Here is a 21,693-nt window from a genome sequence, read left to right on the forward strand (position 1 = left end):
GGATATAACGGGTCAGCTTTTTTCCTATCCTTCCCTTTTATTCCAACCTGTTAAAAAATAGTTGGCACCATGCCCCCGTCTATACGGATTGGTGAACCTTTAAATGCGGTTGCATAAGGGCTGGATACGAATGCTACGAGCCTGCCTATTTCAAAAGGCTTGATAAACCGCTGTAATTCGGATTGGGGCAGGTTTGCTGCCATAAATTGCTTTTCTTTTTCCGAAAATGCCCTATCATCAGGAAACAAACGATCGATGATTTGATATACATTTTCGGAAAGCGTTGGTCCTGGGATGATTGTATTGGAAGTGACTTCTGTTCCTACCGTTAATTTAGATAGGCTTTTTGATAGTGATAATAGCATCGATTTCGTCATGCAATACTGAGGCATTTGCCCTGAAGGCATGATCGCTTCTTCACTTGCTATAAAGATGATTCGTCCATAATTGTTCTTCAACATGTTCGGTAAGTAAAATTTAGATAATCCATTAGCGGCAAGGACATTTGTTCGGAAGTATTTTTCCCATACTTCATCGTCAACGTCTTCATAGGACATGATTTCATAAATACCCAAATTGTTAACGAGAATATCCACGTTGGGATATTTCTCAAATATAGCTTCTCTTTGCAGCCTATCCACAATATCAGCCGTAGCATTCTGAGGAGAAGTAGCCGGGAATTGCGACTTCAATTCATGTACGATTCGTTCTACCTCTTCATCATTTCGTCCATTAACGAGGACATTGACGCCTTCTCTGGCAAGCTCTATGGCAATTGCTTTCCCAATACCTTTCGTCGATCCAGTAACGAAAGCAGTTTTGTTCCTTAATCCCATATCCATAACACTTGTCTCCTTTGTAGCCATTCACGGCAAGCTGACTAGAAGTTAATCTTGGAACATCCTTATGCTCCGGATTGAGATTATCGTACTTTGTCTGGATCGTTCGGTAACTAGCGTACAACGCCAAATTTCTTGCTTTACCCGCCACAAATAGTGAAACCGGGAAAATGGTAGCCCCGCTTGGGACGGGTTAGCTTGGGAATTCTTTGACGGCGGGGTTGACCCTAAAGTATTCGGAACGCCAATTGGAAGGTGTATCGCCTTCCCAAAGGCGAAAGGCCCGGTAAAATGAGTTCTGATCTTCGTATCCAATTAAGAAAGCCACTTCTTTTATATCGAGCTTGGGGTCGGCCAAGTATTCTCGTGCCTGTTCATGTCGAGCCTGTGTCAACAGTTGCTTGAACGTTGTGCATTCATCCGTAAGACGGCGCTGCAAGGTACGATCGCTCATGCCCAGCTCGCTGGCAACAGCTCGAATATCAAGGCGGCCTCCTGTTAGACTTCGCTTCAAGATCCACTTGACCATCTCCGCAATGGAATGACTGCACTGCTCATCCAATGATCGGTTCAATACAGGTGTCAATATCTCCAACAATTCTTTGTTATACGAAAGAAAGAGGCGGTCCAGATCGCGTCGATGGAGTGTTAATCGGTTAACGGTGGCACCAATCCGTATCGGGCAACCGAAGTAAGCTTCGAGAGCAGTGACATCCCCCATCGAGTGAGAAAATTCCACGGACTGTGCAGTTAAACGCGTGCCAGTGCCCCGTCGCCCAAGTTCTAGAAGAAAGGCTAGCGTGGTTCCAACCAAGACTGGTGGACCGGGTTGCTCGCTGTGCATCCACTCCAATTCGATTGTACAGCGCTCGCCCTCCTCTGTTATACGCAGCCTTTCCGGAGGGCACAGTTGTTTGTATCGGGCCATTCGATTAAGCGCGTCGCGATAGTCACGAGCATGGTAGGTCGCTAAAACAGTCGGTGGGTATTGTGCCGCTTCAAAGGTGGTGGAAAGCTTGATGATTCCCACAGCAGTATCACCAATTAGATCGGCGTATGTTTGCCAGATTCTGAAATATTGGGCAGTGGTGACTACAGCAGGTTCTGTAAAAATGGTGAGCGGCAGGCGCGCTCTGTGAGCTAGGTCGAGGGGGGCAATCCCTAGTTGTTGTAAACTCGCCCAAAATCCCGCCGGGAAATTTATACGGTCTGCTTTCATTACGTATGGATCTCCTTTAGTTGCTTACCGATTCGTTCCGATTATGATTAAGTATACAGGAAGGTGATCGTACCCGTTATTTTTGCTTTCCCATCGCTTTCATGATTTCTTCAATCCCATCTATTTTCGCTAAAGCCATCGGTCCAGGTAACGACGGGTCTGCCAATTCATAGACCCGGTTGTTTTTGACGGCGTTCAAGCTATTCCAGACGTTGCTTCCTTTCAAGGCCTCTTTCACTCCACCTTGGATCGGCGCTTGCCAATTATTGATGACGAACAGATGGTCTGGATTTAATTGAGCGAGGCTCTCCAATGAAAGCTGTCCATTTTCATTGGCCCCTTCTGTACGTCTCAAGCCAAGTCCATCATAAAATGGATCGAAACGTCCATCGTTCCAAGTAATGAACTGCTCTTTCCCTCTGTACATGATGAACATGACTGACTCCTGACTGCGAAAGGCGAGCTCTTCTTTGTATGCCGCCGATTTCCGATCAAACTCAGCTAGCACATTCGTAGCCTTCTCCTCTTTTCCAATAATGGCTGCCATTTGTTGTATGGTTTCACGCCAATCACCAGCCTGTGGCAAGATGACAGTGGGTGCAATTTGCGATAATTTTTCGTATTGGTCGCGCATGTCATTAGCGGCAATGATGACATCAGGCTGAGCAGCCAGCAGCTTCTCCAGATCAACCTCCATCCCCAGATCGATCATATTTTTATCCGCTACTCGTTTACTGAGACTGGGAAAATTCGCTGTAATCGTCGATACACCTTGGGCAGCAATCGGATACTCATCCAAAACGGCCAAATAGTCAACAAAAGCAATATACGGCGTTGCGATTTTTATTGGTTTTTCCTGAATGACCGTTTCACCTGATAGATGCGAGATCGTCCGTGGAAAAGCACTCTCGCTCTTTACAGGCGTTGAGTCTTGGTGTTCCTTTTGTTTGTTCGTAGTTGGTGCAGTTGTTTTTGGGCTCGCTCCTCCACTGCATCCTGTTATCATCAGAACGAAAATGATAGCAAGGGCCATAAAAACAGTACCTTGTCGCTGCATACTCCGTCTTCTCTCCTTTTTGAGGCTCTCCTACATAAAACATTATGTAAATGAGATTCGTTATCAACGCCCCAAATGATACTACTGGTCGGTCATCCATACTACCTGTAGACGGAATAGTTTGCTGGTTATCGGGATACTGAGCCTACCTACTTAGAGGAACGTCTCACGAATACGCTTGGATTGACTCCATATTTCTCCCGGAATGCTTCCGCAAAGTAGCTCGTATTCGTATATCCGATAGCACTCGAGGTTTCGGTCACATTCATTTCCCCTTGTTGAAGTAAAAATAAGGCTTTTTCTAACCTCTTTTCTCGCAAGTAGCCAAAAACGGTCGTACCAAACATTGCTTTAAAACCTGTCTTCAGCTTGTAGTCGTTTAAACCAATCATTCGGGACAGCTCAGGTAATGAAGGCGGGTCTACCATGCATTCCAACATGATCACCCTTGCCTGCGCGATCTTTTCTTTGTCTCTTTTCGATAAGGGAACAGACGCCGTTTCGCTATCAAGCAGAAAGGATTGAAACGCCATCGAAAGCAGTCCCAAAACGCCTGTTTCCATCTCAATCTTTTTCGTTCCCGGTTTGGCAACGTACTGCATCACACGCTGGAGGGCAACGGAAGCGGCAGGAGACAGCTTTTCCTGAAAGATACGAAACGATTGTTTTCCAAGAACTTGTCCGAATTCAATGGAACGCTGTCCATTCGACTCCTCCATAAAATGATGAAAGGTCGACACAGGAATACCGATGCCAAGCATGTAGAACGGCTCATTTCCAACATATTCAAACCTTGCTTCCACTTCTGACATGAATTGAAGCGAGCAAAGTCCTGGCAGCAGCTGGTGCTCTTTGCCTTGCACGCTTATGCCTCTCTCCCCTTTTAAACAAAAATTAAGCTCTACCATAGGGCTTTTCGTAGATAGAGAGATGCTCTGTGATCGGTAAAATGTATAGTCGGATACAACCACTTCCATATCATACCGAGGAAGAAATCGACGAACATACCCCTCACCCACCTCTGGATGAAGGGTCAGTTTTGTTTTCTGATCCAGATTCATTCTGTCGAAAAAAAGATGAATGTTTTCTTGAATATTTGTAGAACTCAACTCTGTCCACCCCATCCGATGCGTAAAACGCACATGATAATCATTCTCAAATTATAGCGGAATGAGGAAAGTTTTACTATGATATGGGAATAGTGGCTCGTTTCAGCAAGAGAGGTGATGTTCTGATGCTAGATTTAGCAAGTCCATTATGGGGTAAGCTACAAGGTCCTTATGGTTTGTCTGATGGCGTCCCTGCGCTCATCCAGCATGTTCAGCACGACTATTTTTCCGAAGAAAAAGAAGAGTTGTATTGGGAGTTTCTGTATCATCAAAATACGATTTATCCATGTACATATGCTGCAGTCCCCTATTTAGTAGAGATCGCTTTAAAAACAGAGAGCCCTGATATTCTGTTGGACATCTTCATAACCTGCGGCATGTTCGAAGCCAGTAGCGAAAATGCTCCTCATATGGATGTGCCATCGGAGTTTTTACGAGATTCCACACCCTTATTGGATCAAGAGACCATCAGAGAGATCTACCGTGAATACCACCGCTCCATTCTATCACTGACAGAGCAAACAGAATCAATCCTTCACCTAGCACAGATGGGAGAGCATGATGCAGACAAGCGCTACATACTGGCTGCGGACGCTGCGTTTCGTGGGGACAAAGACATTGCCAACATGCTTCTCACCTTTTCGGCGGGAGACGAATATGTAACGGTGTGTCCGATGTGCGAACAGTCTATCTACATATGGCCAGACGAGGAAGAGGAGATTTTGTTCGCTTACGAAGACGATCCCGTTTCTCACGGTACAGCGAAACGATTTTCAATCATCGCCAAAAAACCGGACATGACAAATGACAGCGGACTTCAGAAATTATACCGCCGTGCGCTTGAGATTGAGGATAAAGAGCTGCTTGCCCATCTTCCTTATCTTGCTGGTGAATTGAACTGCTGCTCATGCGACACCCCTATCCAGGTTTGGACGGGACTCTTTCTATAAATAGCAAAAAGGCCACAGCTAATGCCGTGGCCTTTTTGCTTTAGATTGCAGATACATCTGCCAAGGAGCCTTTCGTTGCTTGTAACAAGCCCTCTACTGCCATCTCGATCTGGACGCCAATGTTTCCGCCACTGACGATGAACGTCTCTAACGACTGTGCTCGTTGATCGATCACCGTTGGAAACAATTTCTTCATCCCCACCGGCGAACATCCACCACGAATATAGCCAGATACTTTGGTGATCTCCTTCACGGGAATCATCTCGATCTTCTTCTCTCCGACTGCTTTGGCCGCTTTTTTGAGATCAAGCTCGGCTTCAACGGGAATGACAAACACATAATACGATTTGCTCGACCCTTGCGAAATCAATGTTTTATAGACAACATTCTTTTCGCGACCGATCTTTTGGGCGACGGCAATTCCGTCGATTTTCCCATCATCCGTTGCATATGTCAGCATGGTGTATGCGATTTTTTCTTTATCCAAAATCCGCATCGCATTCGTTTTTCCTTGCTTCACGCCAGTCCACCTCCACTACACGCTGGTCAACAAAATATAATCTATCTTAGGGGATGGCGTTCTACTTTTCAACCAAAAAACGCCACTGACACAAGCATGTCAGCGGCGTCTCGTATTATTGAATCGTTACTTCATCAATCTCGATATGGCCTGCAGGGCTAATCCATACACCCTGTACATTCTTTTGAATTGCCGCCAAGTTCTCGGAGAATCGGAACGGAATAAGCGGAGCTTCGTTCATTTCGATTTGTTGTGCTTTTTCATAGATTTGTTTGCGTTTTTCTGCGTCTGGTTCTCTGCGTCCTTCGTCAATCAGCTTGTCTACTTCCGGATTGTTGTAGAAGGAATGATTTCCTGGTGCGCCATGTGCTTTTGAGTGATACAGGTTGGCCTGGTTGTAATCGGGATCGCCCGTAGCATTCCCCCATCCGCTCATGAACAGGTCTGTCTCCCCTTTGGATGCTGCTTCGATATACGCCCCGAATTCCATAACATCCAGTTGCAGGTCAATACCGATTGGCTTTAGCTGTTGCTGCAAAACCTCGGCTACGCTAATTCGTGCTTTGTTGTCATTCAACGCGATTTTTGCTTTGAAGCCGTTCGGATATCCAGCCTCTGCGAGCAATTGTTTGGCTTTCTCGACGTCATACGGAATGTCTTTTACATTCGGGCTGTACCCAACCATCGCTGGTGTAATCGAGGAGTGAGCTGGCGTTCCTACGCTATTGTAAACGCCTTCAATAATGGTTTTCTTGTCGATTGCGTGGGCAATGGCTTGGCGGACACGCACATCATCAAAAGGCTTTTTCTTTGTATTCAACCCGATGTGATCGACAGAGAACCCAGGGTATCGCCCCAACTGCATCGATGGAGAATTTTGCACGCGATCGATGTCCGTCACAGGCAGGTTTTCTGCCACTTGAACTTCACCTGTCTCAACCATGGCGAGGCGAGTCGTGTCTTCTGGTACGGTTTTGAAAACAACTTTATCCAAATTTGGTGTACCGCCATAGTAGCTATCGTTTCTCACGAGAACCACTTCTTGGCCCGGCGTCCATTTTTCGAATTTGTACGGACCCGTACCGGTTGGATGCTTGCTCAAATCTTTTCCATATTGTTCAATGGCTTTCGGGCTGATGATGCTTCCCTCTGCACTCGCCAAAACAGACAAGAGCGGTGCGTACGGGTAATTCAGAAGAAACTGTACTGTGTACTCATCTACTACTTTCACTTCTTTGATTGCTTCAAACATATTAATCCGGCTGGAGCCAACGGCAGGATCTTGAACGCGAGCGATCGTTGCCTTTACCGCTTCCGCATTGAAAGGTGCTCCATCATGGAACGTCACGCCTTGGCGCAGCTTGAACTCCCACGTCAAGTCATCGAGCTGCTTCCACTCACTTGCCAGAGATGGGACGTATTTGCTTTCTTTATCCATGCGGACAAGCCCTTCGTATACTTTGTGATGAACGATTGCTGCTGAAGGGATTTGGGACAGGAAATGCGGATCGAGGTTGTTCGCATCGGACAGACGAGCGATGACGAGGGTTCCTCCTGTTTTGCCAGCTTCTGCAGTACCCCCTGCTTGTCCAGCGCTAGTGGACGCATCCTGCCCCGACGAACACCCTGCCAAAGCCGCAGATACCGCGATTGTCATGGCAATCAGCGTGTGATAAAAGCTCTTCTTTTTCATCTGTGTTCCCCCAATTCTTGTTGCAAATGTTTTAGCATTCAAACATGTTTTATTTTAGATAATATTCAGTCATTATATTTTCACTTTGTTTACCTTTATTTTCAGTTTCTTTACAACTTTGTATATAAACAAAAAACTCTCCCCTGTGGCAGCGAGAGAAAGTGATTCAAAGATTATCTGACAAATTCACTTTTTAACAGCCCATATATGTATTCATCAAAATGTCATACCCTCTACGGATGATAGTCGCGGAAAATGGCCACCCCATATTGAAAATTTCCATCCCGGGGATCGCAGTGAGTCTAGTTATACGTACCGACCATAGAAAAAAGAGAGACTCTTCAAGAATCTCTCTCCTTATCCTTCACCCGAATTACAATGATCGAGTCATAGGCTTTTTCATCATATTGACGTACTGCACCACATACAAATACTGCTGCGTTAACAACTCCGCATCCGCTTTTACTTCCTGCAAATAGCGATTGCCTTCCACTTGTAGGTCTTCGATCAATGAGGCGAGGAAGCTCATATCGTATTCGGTCGCGAGTTCTTGCAGCTTTTTCAGCTCCTGCAAATCTTGCCTGTCAAACTTATGGATTCCTTTGAGTAACAAGCGTTCCTGCCAATCAGTCAGGTTTTCGGTAAAGGAATATAACTCCTCCATGATTTTACGTCCACTCCCTCACCGTTATAGGTCTAACTTAAAGCTCGTCAGCGATTTGCCCTGCATGATGCTGATCGGATAAAGCCCATCTCCTATTTTTTGCACAAGCAAATACACATCGCGCAACTCTAGCAGCCGCTTGTTTTGTTCGAGATGACGTATATTGCGGACGAATTCCCCCTGATAGGAGATGCTCAATTGGAGGGAATGACATTGTTCGTCTTCGATCGTCAGAAGCAACTGCTGTGTCTTCTGATCGAATTCGACTTGATTGAACTTGTTCGCTTTCAATATAAAAACCGAGTCCAACGCAGTCTCAAACATATCGCCTGCCGTGTCCTTCCAGCCACTTGACCAGTCGCCAACAAGCACCTTGCCGAGATCCAACTCTTCGATATTGTCCCTAGGAACGATGGTTAGCCGTGTATCCTCGCTGGAAGACAAGCGCTGCTCCCGATTCGTCTTCGCCTGTGTCAGGATGACCTGTGAATGAGAGAGCTCCTCCATCGAGATCAACTCGCCCCAGGGTACCTTGCCTTTATAGCTGTCCTTAAAGGAAAAGGATATGCCTTCATAATACACGGGGCGCGCTTCTGTATACGTGTAGATGTGCTGATCAGAGAGCGAATAAAAGTAATACGTAATCCCCTTGTACCCTGACCGCGTCTCCCATGGATTTGCTCCCAAAGCATACAAACTTAACTGCGGAACCATATGGTACTTACTTTTGAAGCTGCCGAGCAGCTGCTTTTTCGCTTCGGTGTGATCGATCTTCTCTAGAGCAATCAAACTAAGATACACCCGGGAAAGTCGATCGAGCAGCGCTTCCGTTGAAAACTTGACATGGCGCTGAAAAAATAAGTTCAGCTCCCCATGAATGCCGCGAATGTCCTTTTCCACGCGGGGAAGATTGCCGTTATGCGCAGCAATAGCAAGCAGCTCCAGCCGTGTACAAATTGTCTGGGATAGCTTCGCCAAGCCGATGCCAAGAATCTCTGCGATCAGCGATTTGGCTTCCGCTACAACATCTGTTTCGTAGCTGACATCGGTTACGGATGCTTGTAACTGCTCACGATCCTGTAGCTGATGCATGGCCCGATAGCGCAAAATGACCTCCAGCTTGTGCAAGCAATTGCCTTTCGCCTTGCAGGAGCACATGCTTTTCCCGATCTCCGATTCACTGTCAAAAGATACGGATATATCTTGGGTGCGCAATGTCATGGTTAAAAAGGATGTTTCAACGATCTCCATTTCCTCGAAATAGTCGAGGCGAAACAACACTTCTTCCAGCTGTGCTGGGGTAAAAGCCTTGCTAATGTGAGTCGGCTGCAATTGCAAGAGCCAGCTAAAGTCAGGCTTGTAGGTCTCCAGCTCTTCTGCGGTCTCTGCTCCTGCTTGCAAATGGTTTTGGGCATAGTAGACGATGGAGATGATGATATGCTTGCATATCTTGTCAGATGGACATGAGCAGGAAAAACGATTAATATCTGCATGAAGTCGGCATACGCTGTCATCTGACAGCGCACACTCGACGTAATCGTCCCCGAACTCGTAGGAAACGTTCATTCCTTTTTCCATTTCCTTGATGGAACGATTGTAAATTCCTTTGTTCGCGTATTTGATAAGATACTCTTCGTTGCACAGCGCGATAAACCGATGAAATTCTGATGTAAAATCCGCCATCGTTATTTTCCTGCTGCTCGCATGACATCATAGACGGTTTCGCTGAAAATGCGTGTTGGAATATCGGTGAGCTTCAGTCGATCCACTGGCTTGAAGTAAAAATGCTTGTACTCGGCATCTTTATTCGGAAAGAAAGCCAACGCTTCCAGCTTCACATCCTCCATGCCCTCCCAATACGAAATGCTCGCCCCGCTGATTTTCAGCTCAGCCACCATTCCGTCATACAGTTTGTAAAACTCATAATAATAACCGGCATCGAGCGGCGTACCTTTGACCCAGCCGAATTTCTCCATCATTTTCGCAAAAGCGGTAGGTGAATATGATTCAACAGGTAGGCGGAGCAATTCATTGGCTTTTATTTCTTCTTCCGTAGGCAGGAACGCTTTACGATTCAACTGCTCGAATGGTTGAGTAATTTCGTAATCTTCCAGCTGAGTACGCCAACCGTTCAACATCTCTTCGTCCAGCTCCAGTGGGTGAATCAAACCAATGAGCTGCTCATCTGCCAACTCATACTCATCCTCGTCCACGGTGTTAAATGTCCCATCGTCCATATAGCGGAACGTATCTACGAGCTTACCATCCTCGTATACACCCCAGATGAGCCCGATTGCGAATTTTTGCATCAAAACGTTCTCCACAAAGAGACGTTTCCATGCTGCCGTTGACCAATAACGCGATTTAGACAGGGACTCCTCCAGACGAAGAGATTGCACTTTCACCATATTTTTTAGGTCTTTTTTCAATTGAGCAAAAGTCAAACGTGCTTGTTCTGCCTTCTCCTGATCGTCTTTCGCGGACGGTGCAGGCAGATTTTTGACTGCTTTTCCTGTGCTGTCGTTCGTGACTTCCAGCTCCAGCTCGTTGCTGACTTTGACCGTGAAGGTGCGGTCCCCGTAGTCAAACACTTGCTTGCCGGACGCATCGAAGCCAAGCGTAGTAACCAGTCGGTCTTCCAGTTCCATCGCAGAAATGTTCTGATTCGCAGCCGCCATGGACAGCGCCTCTTCTGCTGCTGATTTGACTTGCCTGTTTTTGATCGTACGCTTGATCTGGTCAATTAGACGCAGCGCCGTCAAATCATTCGAGAACGACAGAGCACGCACGCCATCCGCAGCCAAAGCACCGCGAGAGTGATCTGTCCAATCCTTGATCATCTGACCAATCGTATCGACTATACGTCGATCTCCGAAAGCGACGCAGAGCGGCATGACCCATTTTTCTTTGGCGACTGCTCCATTATCGAGCCATGTGCGCAAAACTTCTACGGTAAAGTCAGCAACAGATGCCGCTTGCAGAGACGGTTTCAAGTCAAGTACCAACTGGTTTGGCGCTGTCGGAAAATCGATGGAAGCGGTTAGCATGTACTCCATTACTTCCTGACCCAGCTCGTTGCCGTCTTGGTCACGAAGGACTGGCATGCGCTCCAGTGGCATCCATTTAATTCGTGTGAGCTTGCGCTTGTCGGTCAGGTTGCCTAAATGGGTCAAGCTCGCATCTGGCCCTTGCTCCTCGGCGTCGATAAATGTTTGTAGCAGCGTTTTAAATTTGCTGCTCTTTTCTGTTGTCAACAGCTCTTGGAAAATCTCCTTGTTATTGTCCAAGGAGCGAATCGCATCAAGCGCCATTTCCTTGACCTTTGCTTTTTTCTCGGTTTGATAGACGTGCAAATAAAGCTCCTTGTCTTTGGCCTGAAGAAACGCTGCACCAGCAAGGCCGCTCACTTTCTTCGAGCTGTCACCCAAACCGAGCAGAATCGCTTGGTTGCGCAATTCCTCTGACAGCTTCTCCTTTGCCGCTAATAGGGTCTGCATCACAAACACGCGAAGCTCTGTATCCAGCTTGTCAAAATGAGCCAGACTCATTTCCGGATTCGCTACGACCAACGAACGATACACCTCTTCATTGACGTCTGTGTAATAATAGTGCGTCTCCTTGATCGACAAAATCTGGTAGAAAAGTGTCTCGATATCTACAGCTTCGTCCTTCTGGTAATGATCGATGATACCGGTCAATCGATCCTGGAACGCATGAGCGAAGCACATATGGCCTACTCTGCGATTGGACTTGTCTTTGTATTGGCACATGAACGGAATCAGACGAGCAATAAACGGATGGTCCACAGGCAAGAAGCTCAGCAGGATCATCTGCTGCCTTACAAGTTGTAAGTCTTCCAGATGCACATGCTCGAGCACATCCTCTAGGACAGCTTTGTCATCCAGATAGTTCGCCAGCTTTGTCGAGCCCTTCGCACGTCGCAGCGCGTCTTGAATAATCCCTTCCAAAGAAGGCTGGAAATCGGAGAGATCCACGCCTTCTGCCGCCAGCGTTTTGTGTAAAAATCCTTTGACCATCGGAATCGAAGCAAGCTCAAGCGCTCGTCTTGATTTCGTTACGTCTTCTTGCACCAGCTGCTTCACTTGCTCCCAATTTGTCGGCGGGGATAGCAAATGCTCGCGCAGTCCCAGCAGTAGATCGTAAGGCTCCTCCATGTGTACGAGTCCAAACAGTCTCTTATCTTCGGACAAGATATCAAGCGGGAACATGTCAAAAAGGATTTGCAAGGTGTTGTGCAGCTCCCGATCCATCTCCTCTTCCTTCTTCAGGAATGCACTGATCCCGCCTTTGACGTGAATGCGGAAGTACAGCAAGCTGATGACTAGCTCCATAAAACGTTTCAAATGTTTCTGGTTCAAAAGGGAGCCTTCCTTGACCTGCTCTCCTGGATAATACTTATCTCGCAGTGCAGCCTTTTTCTCTTTGACGTATGAAGGGTACAATGACTCGTTGGTCAGTAAATTGTTGCTCGAAAACTGCATGGTCACCACTTCTTTTGCAATGGTATGCAGCTCTTTTATATATTCGCGCGTATCACCTGTAAGCAGGTAATAGTAGATCGGCATCAGCTTTTCTTTTGCTTCTTCCAATAAGCTCGGAGAAATCGTGTACGCATACGAAATGAATAGCAAAAATTCGGCCCGATCAAATGTCGAGGAGTAATCACGGCTGATGCTTGCGCGATAATCCTCTGCAGCTTTTAACAAAAATTCGCCAAACAACGTATGTCCGAAATGCTCGACCGTTTTTCTCATGGCCTCCAATGCCTTCTGATCTTTTGCACGGATGTCAGCATCATTGATTTCCTTCATACTTTGCAGTTCGATCTGGTCCAGGAAGCATTCATCCATCACATTTTTCTTATCGTAAAAACGGTTGCTAGCCTTGTAGATCAGCACAGCTGCTCGATAGAAGGCCAGCTCTTCTCCGCGTTTTTTTAGCTTGTCAAATTCGGATCGAACCGTATAGCTGTAAAACCGCGGGTCCTCTACGATTGCCGGGCATTCGTCTGTGTCACCTGCAACGTAATCAGCCACTTGATCGTACAAATGCTTGTTTCGATCACTTGCACTGATAAATTCCTCCACAAATTTCTTCGTAACTGGATTCAGATCTGTCTTTCGTAAAACCATTCCTTACTCCTCCTTCTCTCTATTTGATAACCTTACCAATCCACTGCGCGAGCTCATCAGGCGTGATCGCGGCGACATTTGCTCCCATATCGCTCAATACCCTTGCAGCATGCTGGTTGTACGTAGCGTTGCCCTCGAAATCTAAAGCCGTCAGCACTAAAAACTTGCAGCCTGCGTCTATAATTTCCTTGCTTTGGCGATACATTTCCTTGATCGGATAGCCCTCCTCCAAATCGCTGACGAGGATAAATATCGTCTTCGATGGATTTTCGAGCAGTGTTCTTCCGTATTTGAGCGCTTGGGCAATATGAGTCCCCCCACCAAGTTGCACACTCATCAGCACATCGACCGGATCATCCAGTCTATCGCTCAAATCAACGACCTTTGTATCAAAAATAACCAAATGCGTCTTCAAGGCAGCGAGCTTGTAAAAAATACTTGCCATAACGGAGCTGTAAATCACAGAGTCCATCATACTGCCGCTCTCGTCCACGACAATGACGATGTTCCATTTGTTGTGATGCTGGATATTGCTGTGGAAATACAGCTCATCGATGATAAACCTGCTTTTTTTGCGATCGTAGTTTTTCAAATTTTTGCGAATCGTTTTATGCACATCCAGATTTTTCATCGACTTCGTATAGCCGCGTTTGTGGCGATTGCGTTTGCCGACAATGCTGGTCTGCACCTCATTTTCCAGCTGACGCCGCAGATCGTCTACGACCTTGCGTACAATTTCCTTTGCACTTTTCACGACCTCTCCTTTCATCCTGCCTTTAAATTGGAGGATGTTTTTCAAGAGGGTCATGTTGGGCTCCATGCTTTCCAACACTTTTTTGTCTGTCAACAGCTCTTTCATGTTATAGCGGTCCAGAGCTTGCCGCTCGAGGATTTCTACCGTCTTTTTGGGAAACAGCTTGCGGATTTTATTCAGCCAGACGGGAACCGTCAATGCCGAATCTCCCCGGCCACCTTCTTTTCGATAGCCTTGCTCTTCGCCGTATTCACGGTTGTATAAAAATTCAAGAATCGAGTCTAGTTCTTGATAGGAAAACTCGGATGATTGATAGACCCCGCTGCCTTCCAATGATTCCTCGGCATGAGAGCCCAATAACAACCGCCAGCGGTTCAAGGCTTCGCGGCTCAAATCAGGTTCCATTTGGCAAACTCCTCCTTGATCGCTTCATCGAGCATGCGGGCATCACGCAAGGTACGCTCATCGATGACTGGATTCGTGACTTGTTCCACCGTCGTTTGGAAGAGAGCTGCCACTTTTTCCGAGAGCATACTAATTTCCATTGGGCTAAAATATGTAAACGCTAATCGCAGTTCAGGCACCACTTGCAAAAAGTCGTCGTAGGCCAAGGATGTAATCATCTGATGCAGATCGCGCAAGATTTCTTCTTGATGAAAGAGGTAGTCACGAGCCACGATAAAAACGCCATGTAAATACGCGGCGGTATGCAGCATTTGCTCAGGCGAGCCGAACATATAGGCACGCGCACGTCTGGAGATTTCTGCGCGTTCGATCACTTCGAGATTGCACAAGATTGCGACCACCACCCCCTCCATTTTCGCGGGGAGCTTGTCGTTACGCAGCAATTCCAGCAGTTGATCACTGAATACCTCTCGGGAATCATCCGCCTGTCTCTTCTCACTCAGCATGTACAGGAATTTGAGCTGATCCGCCAACTCATCCAGTTCGTTGGGGTTCGGGTTTCCCTGCTCGACGATTTTGGTCACAGCCTGGTAATATACTTCTTCCACCAGGTTCTCCAGCCGTTCTGTCTCGATCAGACCGAACAACCTTTTTTGCTCCAAAAGAATCGTGAGTGTCTTCAATGTTTTGCAAAGAGAGAGAAAATGTCCATCCTGCCTAACGGACCCTTCTACAGATTCAAAGAGCCTTTCCGACAACTCTTCCAATCCCATGACGACCGCCATCATAAGCCATTTTGCCAGCTCATGGCTCTGGTGCTGCGGCATTTCTTTTACCATATCGGCTAGCTTTTGCGCAGCTGCCTCCTTCACCGTCCCACCGTAAACTGAGCTCTCGATCAGACGGGCTTCGACGAAGGAGGAATAGCTGTAGCGCCATGTTTCTCGGACAAGATTGACATTTCGATTGTTCATCCAGTCTGGTCCGGATTCTTTCGCGCAAAATTCTGTACCCAAGAACTGCATGCAGTGAAAAAACTGGCTGGCTTCGCGATGTGACTTCTTGGCATACAGCTCTAGCACCTTCTGATTACGCCCTGTTGTCGTGATCGCGAGCTTTAGTGATTTACATCTGTCTTTGCAATCGCGAACGATAGGCACATCCAGTGAATTTGGAGCAACCTCACCAATTCCGTCTCCTGTCAACAGCTCTCGCAATGTCTCGATCGGCTGTGAGGTTGCAATCGAGCGCTCGCCTTTTGTAAAAGCAGAGAGAACGGAATCGATCAACTCATAGGCGCCGCCCTCGGCCTTTTCCCGCATGACTGCCATGCCATTCATGAGGCTGTACGCTTCAATCGCATCCGCAGTCGATGTCGTTTCTCCTTTATCACGCAGCCTTTTAAGCAGTTGCGGGAGGTACACCAAGGCGCTTTTCGAGAAGGGAGCACGCTCCTTCTTCTCCAGTGCCTTCCACACACTCTCGTAGTAGTGAACGTACGGCATCCCGCTTGCGTATCCATTCAACTGATCCGCTTCCTGGTACGTGTACACCATCGGATATATTTTTTCTTCCTGCACCTTTTGTATCTTGTAGGAAGTCTTGCGTTCCTCGATGAGTCCGTATGTATGAAATCCCCCGGTAACCACGAGAATTCTCGCATGCTTTTGCTTTGCCTCTGCAATTTTTTGACGCATGTGCGCCTCGCGAATTAAATCGCCTTCCGCTTCCAAAGTAGCGTCATCATAGCATTTTCGAGACAGGTAGCAGTAGGCAAAGACATCCTTGACGAAATCCTGCGTCTGTTTGCGGATACCATCAATCTCAAATACCTTTTCCCACAGCTCATCGAAGTTCCGGCATTTCATCGTCTGACACAATCGCTGAATAAACTGCGAGCCTGCCAGCATGCGCTCATCGTGATAGGACAGCTTTTCATTCTTCTTTTTTAAATCATGGCCGTCTTCCAAGCTTTCCAGGCGACTTCCGTAGCTTAGATCAATGAAAGCAGCAGGTATCTGCCGGCGTTTTGCTTCAACCAAGGCTACATATTCCGGCGAATACAGAAGAAACGGAAAGTAACAGACGTATTTTTGCTCCCCTGAGGCGTACGCGTAATAAATGCTCACAGGAGGTTTCGTCCGTTCATCCGTCAAGATCGGAATGATATGATTACTATGGTCCGGGCCTTCAATCAGAATGATTTCCGGTTGATACTCTTCGATCGTTTTTTTCAAATGAAACGAGCAGGCAGGACTATGATGACGAACCGGGAAATAGACGACCTGTTTGCTAAGGTTGTAGACCTCTTCTTCGACGAATGATTTTATGAAGCGGTCTTGACCGTTTATTTGATCCATTTCTTCTCGCTGTAATAAGTTCCCCATAGACCCTCTTCCTTTGCCCGTTCTTTGACCACTTTGGTAAAGTAGGTTTTCAGGATATTTGCGTCCTTTTGGTTTTCCTTGACGACCGCTCCCAGCATGTTCTGTACCAGTCGATCCATGGAAATGGGCCTGCCATCATAGTAATGGGACGTCATTGCACTTTGGACATAGACGGATACGGCTTCGGCTGTACTCATCACGGATTGAGGGGAATCGATTTTGAATCCTTCCTTGGTCTCGCCCATACGCAGTTCCATGAAGGTCGTCGCCAATATCTCAACCACATCTCGATCGATTTCGATATTCACGCCACTTTGCTCCAGAATTACTTTTGCTTGGGATTCGATAATTTGTGCTTCCATTTTCACATGATTAATCGGCGCGATCGTCTCGAAGTTAAAACGGCGTTTGAGCGCGCTACTCATTTCATTGACGCCTTTGTCCCGCAAGTTCGCTGTTGCAATGATATTAAAACCGGGCTTGGCAAACAGGATGCCGTCTGACAGCTCGGGAATGTTCATCACCTTGTCGCTCAAAACACTAATCAACACGTCTTGAACCTCAAACGGACAACGGGTAATTTCTTCGAATCGCGTAATAATTCCTTTGCTCATACCGGTGTATAGCGGCGAAGGAACCAGCGCTTGCAGCGAAGGACCTTTGTCCAGCAGCATCGCGTAGTTCCACGAGTATTTGATCATATCCTCTGTCGTGCCAGCGGTGCCTTGGATCGTATTCGTGCTCGTACCGGAGATGGCCGCAGACAGCAGCTCAGACAGCATCGTCTTTGCCGTTCCTGGTTCACCGACGAGCATCAAGCCGCGATTGCCTGCCAACGTGACAATCGCACGCTCAATAAGCACATCGTCTCCATAGAACTTCTTCGTAATCGGTATACTTTCGCCCTCATAAGAGAGAGGTTCATCCGTTCCTAAAATAAAATCGCGCACAGCTCTTGGCGACATCAGCCAATTGGGAGGTTTTGTCCCTGTATCATGGGAACGCAGCGCATTCAGCTGTTTTGCATATAACACTTCCATAGGTGGTTTCATTGTTTCCATCCAAATGCCCACTCCATTTCTGGTTGTTCTTGAAATATATGTATACCACTAAAAATGAAAACATATGTTTGTTAGGAAAAGAAGGGTATTTGTACCCAATATTAGGAAAGATATGTGAAAAGATGTGAAAAGAGTACTACATGCTAAAAAGCGCCCTGGGTCCCCAAGACGCTTTTCTCGCTTTTTTTGAAGAGTTTTTTTACAACTGTGTCCGCAAGCTCCAAAGCTCCGGGAAAAAACGGTGATCGAGTGCTCTGCGTAAGTACATGACGCCTGATGACCCTCCTGTTCCCGGCTTTTGGCCTATGATGCGTTCGACTGTCGTCATATGGTTAAAACGCCATTGTTGTTGCTGGCTGGCGATATCCACCAGCTTTTCTGCTAACTCGTACAGATCCCAATACTGGTTCACATTTCGATACACGGTCAGCCAGGCATGCTCTACACTCTGATTTGGTTGATATGGTTGTGACCAATCGCGATTCAAACATTCCGGATCAATCGGCAAGCCACGAGCAGCCATCTCCCTGATCGCCGCATCATAAATGCTGGGCTGCTGCAAGGCCGCACTCATTTGGGAATGAAGCTCTGGTTGATGTGCATACACCGCTAGGACATGCTGGTTCTTATATCCTAGCGTAAATTCGATGAATCGGTTTTGATAGGATTGAAATCCGGAGGAATGACCCAGCTTGTCACGGAACTGGAGGTAATCAGCTGGCGTCAATGTAGAAAGGACATCCCACGATTTAATCAATTGCTGCTGGATACGCGAGACTCGCGCGAACATTTTGAAAGCAGGCTCCAGATCATGATTGCAGATGCATTCATATGCTGCTGACAGTTCGTGCAAAATTTGTTTCATCCATAGCTCACTCACCTGATGAATGATAATAAACAGCATTTCATCATGATGCGTGGATTGACATTGTTGACTCGACAAAATTTGATCAAGCTGTAAATAATCGCCGTACGTCATTTCTTTTTGGAAATCCGTGTGAATCTGTGTCTCCAATGAGGTGTCGTTCGGTTGATTACTTCCTTGTTCATGTGGTCTCATCGCGGCATGACCTCCTTTCCCATCTAATTCCTTTCTACCTCTCGTTACTCCTGCTGAATCTCCATCCTTCTCACCCGATATTATTTCGCTGCTTCTAAATATTTCAAATCGATCAAGCCGTCGATTTTATTACTGGAAATATAGCCGGCTTCCTGACTAATATCTGCCATTTCCTGAATAACTTTATCATTGACCTCCGTTGTTACTTCCAAACGGGAAAAGGCTGCCTGCACTTCTTTTTTGCTCAGCTCTTTGCCAGTCAGATTTTTCAAATGCTTGATGATCAGTTCTTGGCTTTCTTCGGGATTTTCCTGAATGAATTTGACTGCTTTTTTATGTGCTTGCAGATAGGCGGTTGCCAATCCTTCTCTTTTCAGAAATTCATCGCTGGCTGCTACCACCGTATTGGTTGATTCTTTCCCCCAAGCGAATTGATCCCAATCCAGAAGCAATTTTCCTTCGGCCTGATTTTCCAGTACATATCCCCACGGCTCCTGAGTTGCTGCACCATCGACGGATTTTTGCACGAATAATGCTGCCGTATCTGCTGGAGCCGCAGCATACAGTTCCACATCTCCACCATTCGTCGTCGGTTTCAGACCAACCTCATTCAGTGCTTTTCTGAGCATGACATCCTGCGTGCTTCCGATTACCGGAATCGCGATTTTTTTACCTTTTAAATCTTTTAGTTCCGTAATATTGGTTGAACCATTCATGACGAGCACTGCTCCACCATTAACCGCTCCTGAAATCAAACGATACCCAGGATGCTTGACATAAAAGTTCAATAGCGGCCCTGGCCCGACTGTCCCTACGTCAATCGCCTTCGTTGCCATTGCTTCCATAAACAATCCGCCATTGGCGACCGTTTTTGTTTGAATCTGCATATCAGCACCGAAGGCTTCCTTAAAATAGCCTTTCTCCAGCGCGATGATCGTGGCGCTATGGGTCAGATTTGGGAAATATCCGATCCTTACTTCCTTCTCAGAGGATGCTGCTCCGCCAGTAGAGCAGCCGCTTGCAATCCCCATCAATAATAGAGATGCGATAACAGTACTGAACACTTTTTTAAGCATGTGACGACACACTCCTTAGCCATTTTTCTTTATGAATGGACTCCCCACTTCATCTGAACGTTGCGTTCGATGCGTGAAAAGACAACATTATCGACGATGGTACCGATGATCGCAATAATGATCATGACTGATATCACCAAATCCATTTGTCCAAGTGAACGTCCCATCTCGAGCAGTTGCCCAAGACCACCGCCACCCCCGAGCAATTCACCAGCCATGAGTGCCCGCCAGGAAAATGCCCAAGCGATTCGAAGTCCGGAGATGATCTGCGGGACAGATGCAGGAAGAATGACTGTTCGTACAAAGTGAAAGCCAGACGAACCGTAAGTCTTGGCCACTCGCTGATATAATGGCGGGACATTTTTAAAACCGCTGGTCGCGTTGACTGTCATCGTCCAGGTCGCCCCGATCGTCACAATGAACAAAATGGAGAAGTCATTTAAGCCAAACCAAATAATCGCAAGCGGGAACCAAACAATGCTCGGGATAGACTGAAGCGCCGTCACCACAAAGCCAAGCGTATCTTCTACGAGTTTGTACCTCCAAATGAAGTAACCCAATATCAGACCGACAATAATGGCAATGAGAAAGCCCAACAGGATTCGTCCCATGCTTTTTCCAATCGCAGCGGTAATTTGTCCGCTTATCAATCCATTTACGAGTGTTTCGAAAACCTGGGTCAAGCTGGGAAACATGAAAGATGGCAGCCCAGATAATCTAGATGTGACTTCCCATATCGCCGCTATCATAGCGATGAAGATGACCCGTCTTAAAGCTGTAGTCATTGCCCATTTCCTCCTTCAGCACCTTTTCTATCTCTTCTTGCAGGATCGACAGCACCTTCTGCTCCGTGTTTAATGTCACACTGTCCGGCATGACTCCATCGCGCAAGGCAGGAACCGCAATGATTTCCTTGATTTTTCCGGGGCGTGTGGCAAAAACGACGATCCTCTCCGCAAGCTGAACGGCCTCCCGGATATTATGGGTGACGAAAAAAATCGTGACCTTGGTCGTCCGCCAAATCTCAAGCAACTCCTTATGAAGAACCATCCGCGTCTGTTCATCCAGCGCCGAGAACGGTTCATCCATCAGCAAAATATCGGGTTCCATGACAAGTGCCCGAGCTATGGCTACACGTTGCTTCATCCCTCCTGAGAGCTGATGGGGATAGGAATGAACATACTTGCTTAAATGAACCATTTTGAGTACTTCCAACGCCTTTTCGTTGGCTTTCGCTGCAGACATTTTCTTCAACTTGAGCCCGTATGTAACATTTTCCAAAACCGTCAGCCATGGAAATAATCCCGCTTCTTGAAAAACGACGACTCTATCGGGCCCGGGCTTATTCACTTTGTTGCCAGCAACGTATATGTCACCGCTGTCCGGTTGATCCAATCCGGCAATTAAGTAGAGCAGCGTCGATTTTCCACAGCCAGAGGGGCCTACAATAGAAACGAAGCTGCCCTTTTCCACTTCCAGATTGATATCATCCAGCACCTTTACTTTTTGTTTCTGCTGATTCACGAAATGTTTCGTAACATTATCAATAGTCAGATACATGGCTGCACCTCTTTTTATTCCAACTTTGTCGATGGGGATTATGAATAAATAATGATTAATCCTATCGTTTTTGTCAACTATAATCCAATAAAAAAGGGAAGGCGGCGGGCACCTTCTCCTATTCAATGCGAGATCCAAGTTTTATGTGCAGCATTAGACGTCGTCTTCTTTACCTACTCCTTTTCC

The 21,693-nt window shown here is 46.8% G+C and carries 17 protein-coding genes; 1 reads left to right on the forward strand and 16 read right to left on the reverse strand.

Annotated features, from left to right (window positions below; genetic code table 11):
• Window positions 1-50: 50 nt before the first annotated feature.
• From HPY28_RS01690 to HPY28_RS30855, 4 genes are all read right to left on the reverse strand, one after another.
• Window positions 51-842 carry an SDR family NAD(P)-dependent oxidoreductase gene (locus tag HPY28_RS01690; RefSeq protein ID WP_017248348.1) on the reverse strand — a complete coding sequence of 264 codons (792 nt, stop codon included), beginning with the start codon at window positions 840-842 and terminating at the stop codon, window positions 51-53.
• 190 nt (window positions 843-1,032) lie between these two features.
• Window positions 1,033-2,058 carry an AraC family transcriptional regulator gene (locus tag HPY28_RS01695; protein ID WP_017248347.1) on the reverse strand — a complete coding sequence of 342 codons (1,026 nt, stop codon included), beginning with the start codon at window positions 2,056-2,058 and terminating at the stop codon, window positions 1,033-1,035.
• 76 nt (window positions 2,059-2,134) lie between these two features.
• A complete protein-coding gene (locus HPY28_RS01700) occupies window positions 2,135-3,115 on the reverse strand; it encodes an ABC transporter substrate-binding protein (protein ID WP_174229968.1) in 981 nt (326 codons plus the stop codon).
• A 149-nt stretch (window positions 3,116-3,264) separates the two neighbouring features.
• Window positions 3,265-4,239 (reverse strand): helix-turn-helix transcriptional regulator, encoded by a 975-nt coding sequence (locus HPY28_RS30855; protein WP_217444705.1) that lies wholly within the window; start codon window positions 4,237-4,239, stop codon window positions 3,265-3,267.
• 110 nt (window positions 4,240-4,349) lie between these two features.
• Between HPY28_RS30855 and HPY28_RS01710 the strand changes: the two genes are divergently transcribed.
• The gene (locus tag HPY28_RS01710) at window positions 4,350-5,174 is read left to right on the forward strand and encodes a hypothetical protein (RefSeq protein ID WP_174229970.1); all 825 of its coding nucleotides are present in this window, start codon (window positions 4,350-4,352) and stop codon (window positions 5,172-5,174) included.
• Window positions 5,175-5,214: 40 nt separating this feature from the next.
• Here the strand turns inward: HPY28_RS01710 and ybaK are convergent, their stop codons facing one another.
• The 12 genes from ybaK to HPY28_RS01770 form a co-directional block, all read right to left on the reverse strand.
• A complete protein-coding gene (gene ybaK, locus HPY28_RS01715) occupies window positions 5,215-5,694 on the reverse strand; it encodes a Cys-tRNA(Pro) deacylase (protein WP_174229971.1) in 480 nt (159 codons plus the stop codon).
• A gap of 115 nt (window positions 5,695-5,809) precedes the next feature.
• On the reverse strand, window positions 5,810-7,387 hold the full coding sequence (locus HPY28_RS01720; protein ID WP_174229972.1) for a glutathione ABC transporter substrate-binding protein: 1,578 nt from the start codon (window positions 7,385-7,387) through the stop codon (window positions 5,810-5,812).
• 373 nt (window positions 7,388-7,760) lie between these two features.
• Entirely contained in the window at window positions 7,761-8,051 is a 291-nt protein-coding gene (locus HPY28_RS01725) for a hypothetical protein (protein ID WP_017248341.1), read from the reverse strand.
• A gap of 24 nt (window positions 8,052-8,075) precedes the next feature.
• Complete coding sequence (locus tag HPY28_RS01730) at window positions 8,076-9,734, reverse strand: hypothetical protein (protein WP_174229973.1); 1,659 nt, start codon at window positions 9,732-9,734, stop codon at window positions 8,076-8,078.
• A 2-nt stretch (window positions 9,735-9,736) separates the two neighbouring features.
• Window positions 9,737-13,204 carry a DUF4132 domain-containing protein gene (locus HPY28_RS01735; protein ID WP_174229974.1) on the reverse strand — a complete coding sequence of 1,156 codons (3,468 nt, stop codon included), beginning with the start codon at window positions 13,202-13,204 and terminating at the stop codon, window positions 9,737-9,739.
• A gap of 19 nt (window positions 13,205-13,223) precedes the next feature.
• Window positions 13,224-14,363 (reverse strand): VWA domain-containing protein, encoded by a 1,140-nt coding sequence (locus tag HPY28_RS01740; protein ID WP_017248338.1) that lies wholly within the window; start codon window positions 14,361-14,363, stop codon window positions 13,224-13,226.
• Window positions 14,348-16,750 (reverse strand): DUF5682 family protein, encoded by a 2,403-nt coding sequence (locus HPY28_RS01745; protein ID WP_174229975.1) that lies wholly within the window; start codon window positions 16,748-16,750, stop codon window positions 14,348-14,350. The genes HPY28_RS01740 and HPY28_RS01745 overlap by 16 nt, the downstream gene beginning before the upstream one ends.
• Entirely contained in the window at window positions 16,711-17,811 is a 1,101-nt protein-coding gene (locus HPY28_RS01750; protein WP_026043067.1) for an ATP-binding protein, read from the reverse strand. The genes HPY28_RS01745 and HPY28_RS01750 overlap by 40 nt, the downstream gene beginning before the upstream one ends.
• A 199-nt stretch (window positions 17,812-18,010) precedes the next feature.
• Window positions 18,011-18,871: a tryptophan 2,3-dioxygenase gene (gene kynA / locus HPY28_RS01755; protein WP_017248335.1), complete on the reverse strand. Its 861-nt coding sequence runs from the start codon at window positions 18,869-18,871 to the stop codon at window positions 18,011-18,013.
• Between the two features lie 80 nt (window positions 18,872-18,951).
• Entirely contained in the window at window positions 18,952-19,947 is a 996-nt protein-coding gene (locus HPY28_RS01760; protein WP_173621712.1) for an aliphatic sulfonate ABC transporter substrate-binding protein, read from the reverse strand.
• Between the two features lie 29 nt (window positions 19,948-19,976).
• Window positions 19,977-20,732, reverse strand: coding sequence for an ABC transporter permease (locus HPY28_RS01765; RefSeq protein ID WP_020477521.1), 756 nt, complete (start codon window positions 20,730-20,732; stop codon window positions 19,977-19,979).
• Window positions 20,665-21,507: an ABC transporter ATP-binding protein gene (locus HPY28_RS01770; RefSeq protein WP_174229976.1), complete on the reverse strand. Its 843-nt coding sequence runs from the start codon at window positions 21,505-21,507 to the stop codon at window positions 20,665-20,667. Before HPY28_RS01770 ends, HPY28_RS01765 begins: the two co-directional genes overlap by 68 nt.
• Window positions 21,508-21,693 lie beyond the last annotated feature (186 nt).

It is taken from the genome of Brevibacillus sp. HB1.2 (assembly GCF_013332495.1).
Classification (GTDB): domain Bacteria; phylum Bacillota; class Bacilli; order Brevibacillales; family Brevibacillaceae; genus Brevibacillus; species Brevibacillus porteri.

Coding starts and splice junctions, on each gene's coding strand:
- HPY28_RS01720 (WP_174229972.1), bottom strand. CDS start 7,387: ATGAAAAAGAAGAGCTTTTATCACACGCTGATTGCCATGACAATCGCG.
- HPY28_RS01710 (WP_174229970.1), top strand. CDS start 4,350: ATGCTAGATTTAGCAAGTCCATTATGGGGTAAGCTACAAGGTCCTTAT.
- HPY28_RS01730 (WP_174229973.1), bottom strand. CDS start 9,734: ATGGCGGATTTTACATCAGAATTTCATCGGTTTATCGCGCTGTGCAAC.
- HPY28_RS01760 (WP_173621712.1), bottom strand. CDS start 19,947: ATGCTTAAAAAAGTGTTCAGTACTGTTATCGCATCTCTATTATTGATG.
- HPY28_RS01695 (WP_017248347.1), bottom strand. CDS start 2,058: ATGAAAGCAGACCGTATAAATTTCCCGGCGGGATTTTGGGCGAGTTTA.
- HPY28_RS01700 (WP_174229968.1), bottom strand. CDS start 3,115: ATGCAGCGACAAGGTACTGTTTTTATGGCCCTTGCTATCATTTTCGTT.
- HPY28_RS01690 (WP_017248348.1), bottom strand. CDS start 842: ATGGATATGGGATTAAGGAACAAAACTGCTTTCGTTACTGGATCGACG.
- HPY28_RS01765 (WP_020477521.1), bottom strand. CDS start 20,732: ATGACTACAGCTTTAAGACGGGTCATCTTCATCGCTATGATAGCGGCG.
- HPY28_RS01745 (WP_174229975.1), bottom strand. CDS start 16,750: ATGGGGAACTTATTACAGCGAGAAGAAATGGATCAAATAAACGGTCAA.
- HPY28_RS01740 (WP_017248338.1), bottom strand. CDS start 14,363: ATGGAACCTGATTTGAGCCGCGAAGCCTTGAACCGCTGGCGGTTGTTA.
- HPY28_RS30855 (WP_217444705.1), bottom strand. CDS start 4,239: ATGGGGTGGACAGAGTTGAGTTCTACAAATATTCAAGAAAACATTCAT.
- HPY28_RS01750 (WP_026043067.1), bottom strand. CDS start 17,811: ATGGAAACAATGAAACCACCTATGGAAGTGTTATATGCAAAACAGCTG.
- HPY28_RS01735 (WP_174229974.1), bottom strand. CDS start 13,204: ATGGTTTTACGAAAGACAGATCTGAATCCAGTTACGAAGAAATTTGTG.
- HPY28_RS01770 (WP_174229976.1), bottom strand. CDS start 21,507: ATGTATCTGACTATTGATAATGTTACGAAACATTTCGTGAATCAGCAG.
- HPY28_RS01725 (WP_017248341.1), bottom strand. CDS start 8,051: ATGGAGGAGTTATATTCCTTTACCGAAAACCTGACTGATTGGCAGGAA.
- kynA (WP_017248335.1), bottom strand. CDS start 18,871: ATGAGACCACATGAACAAGGAAGTAATCAACCGAACGACACCTCATTG.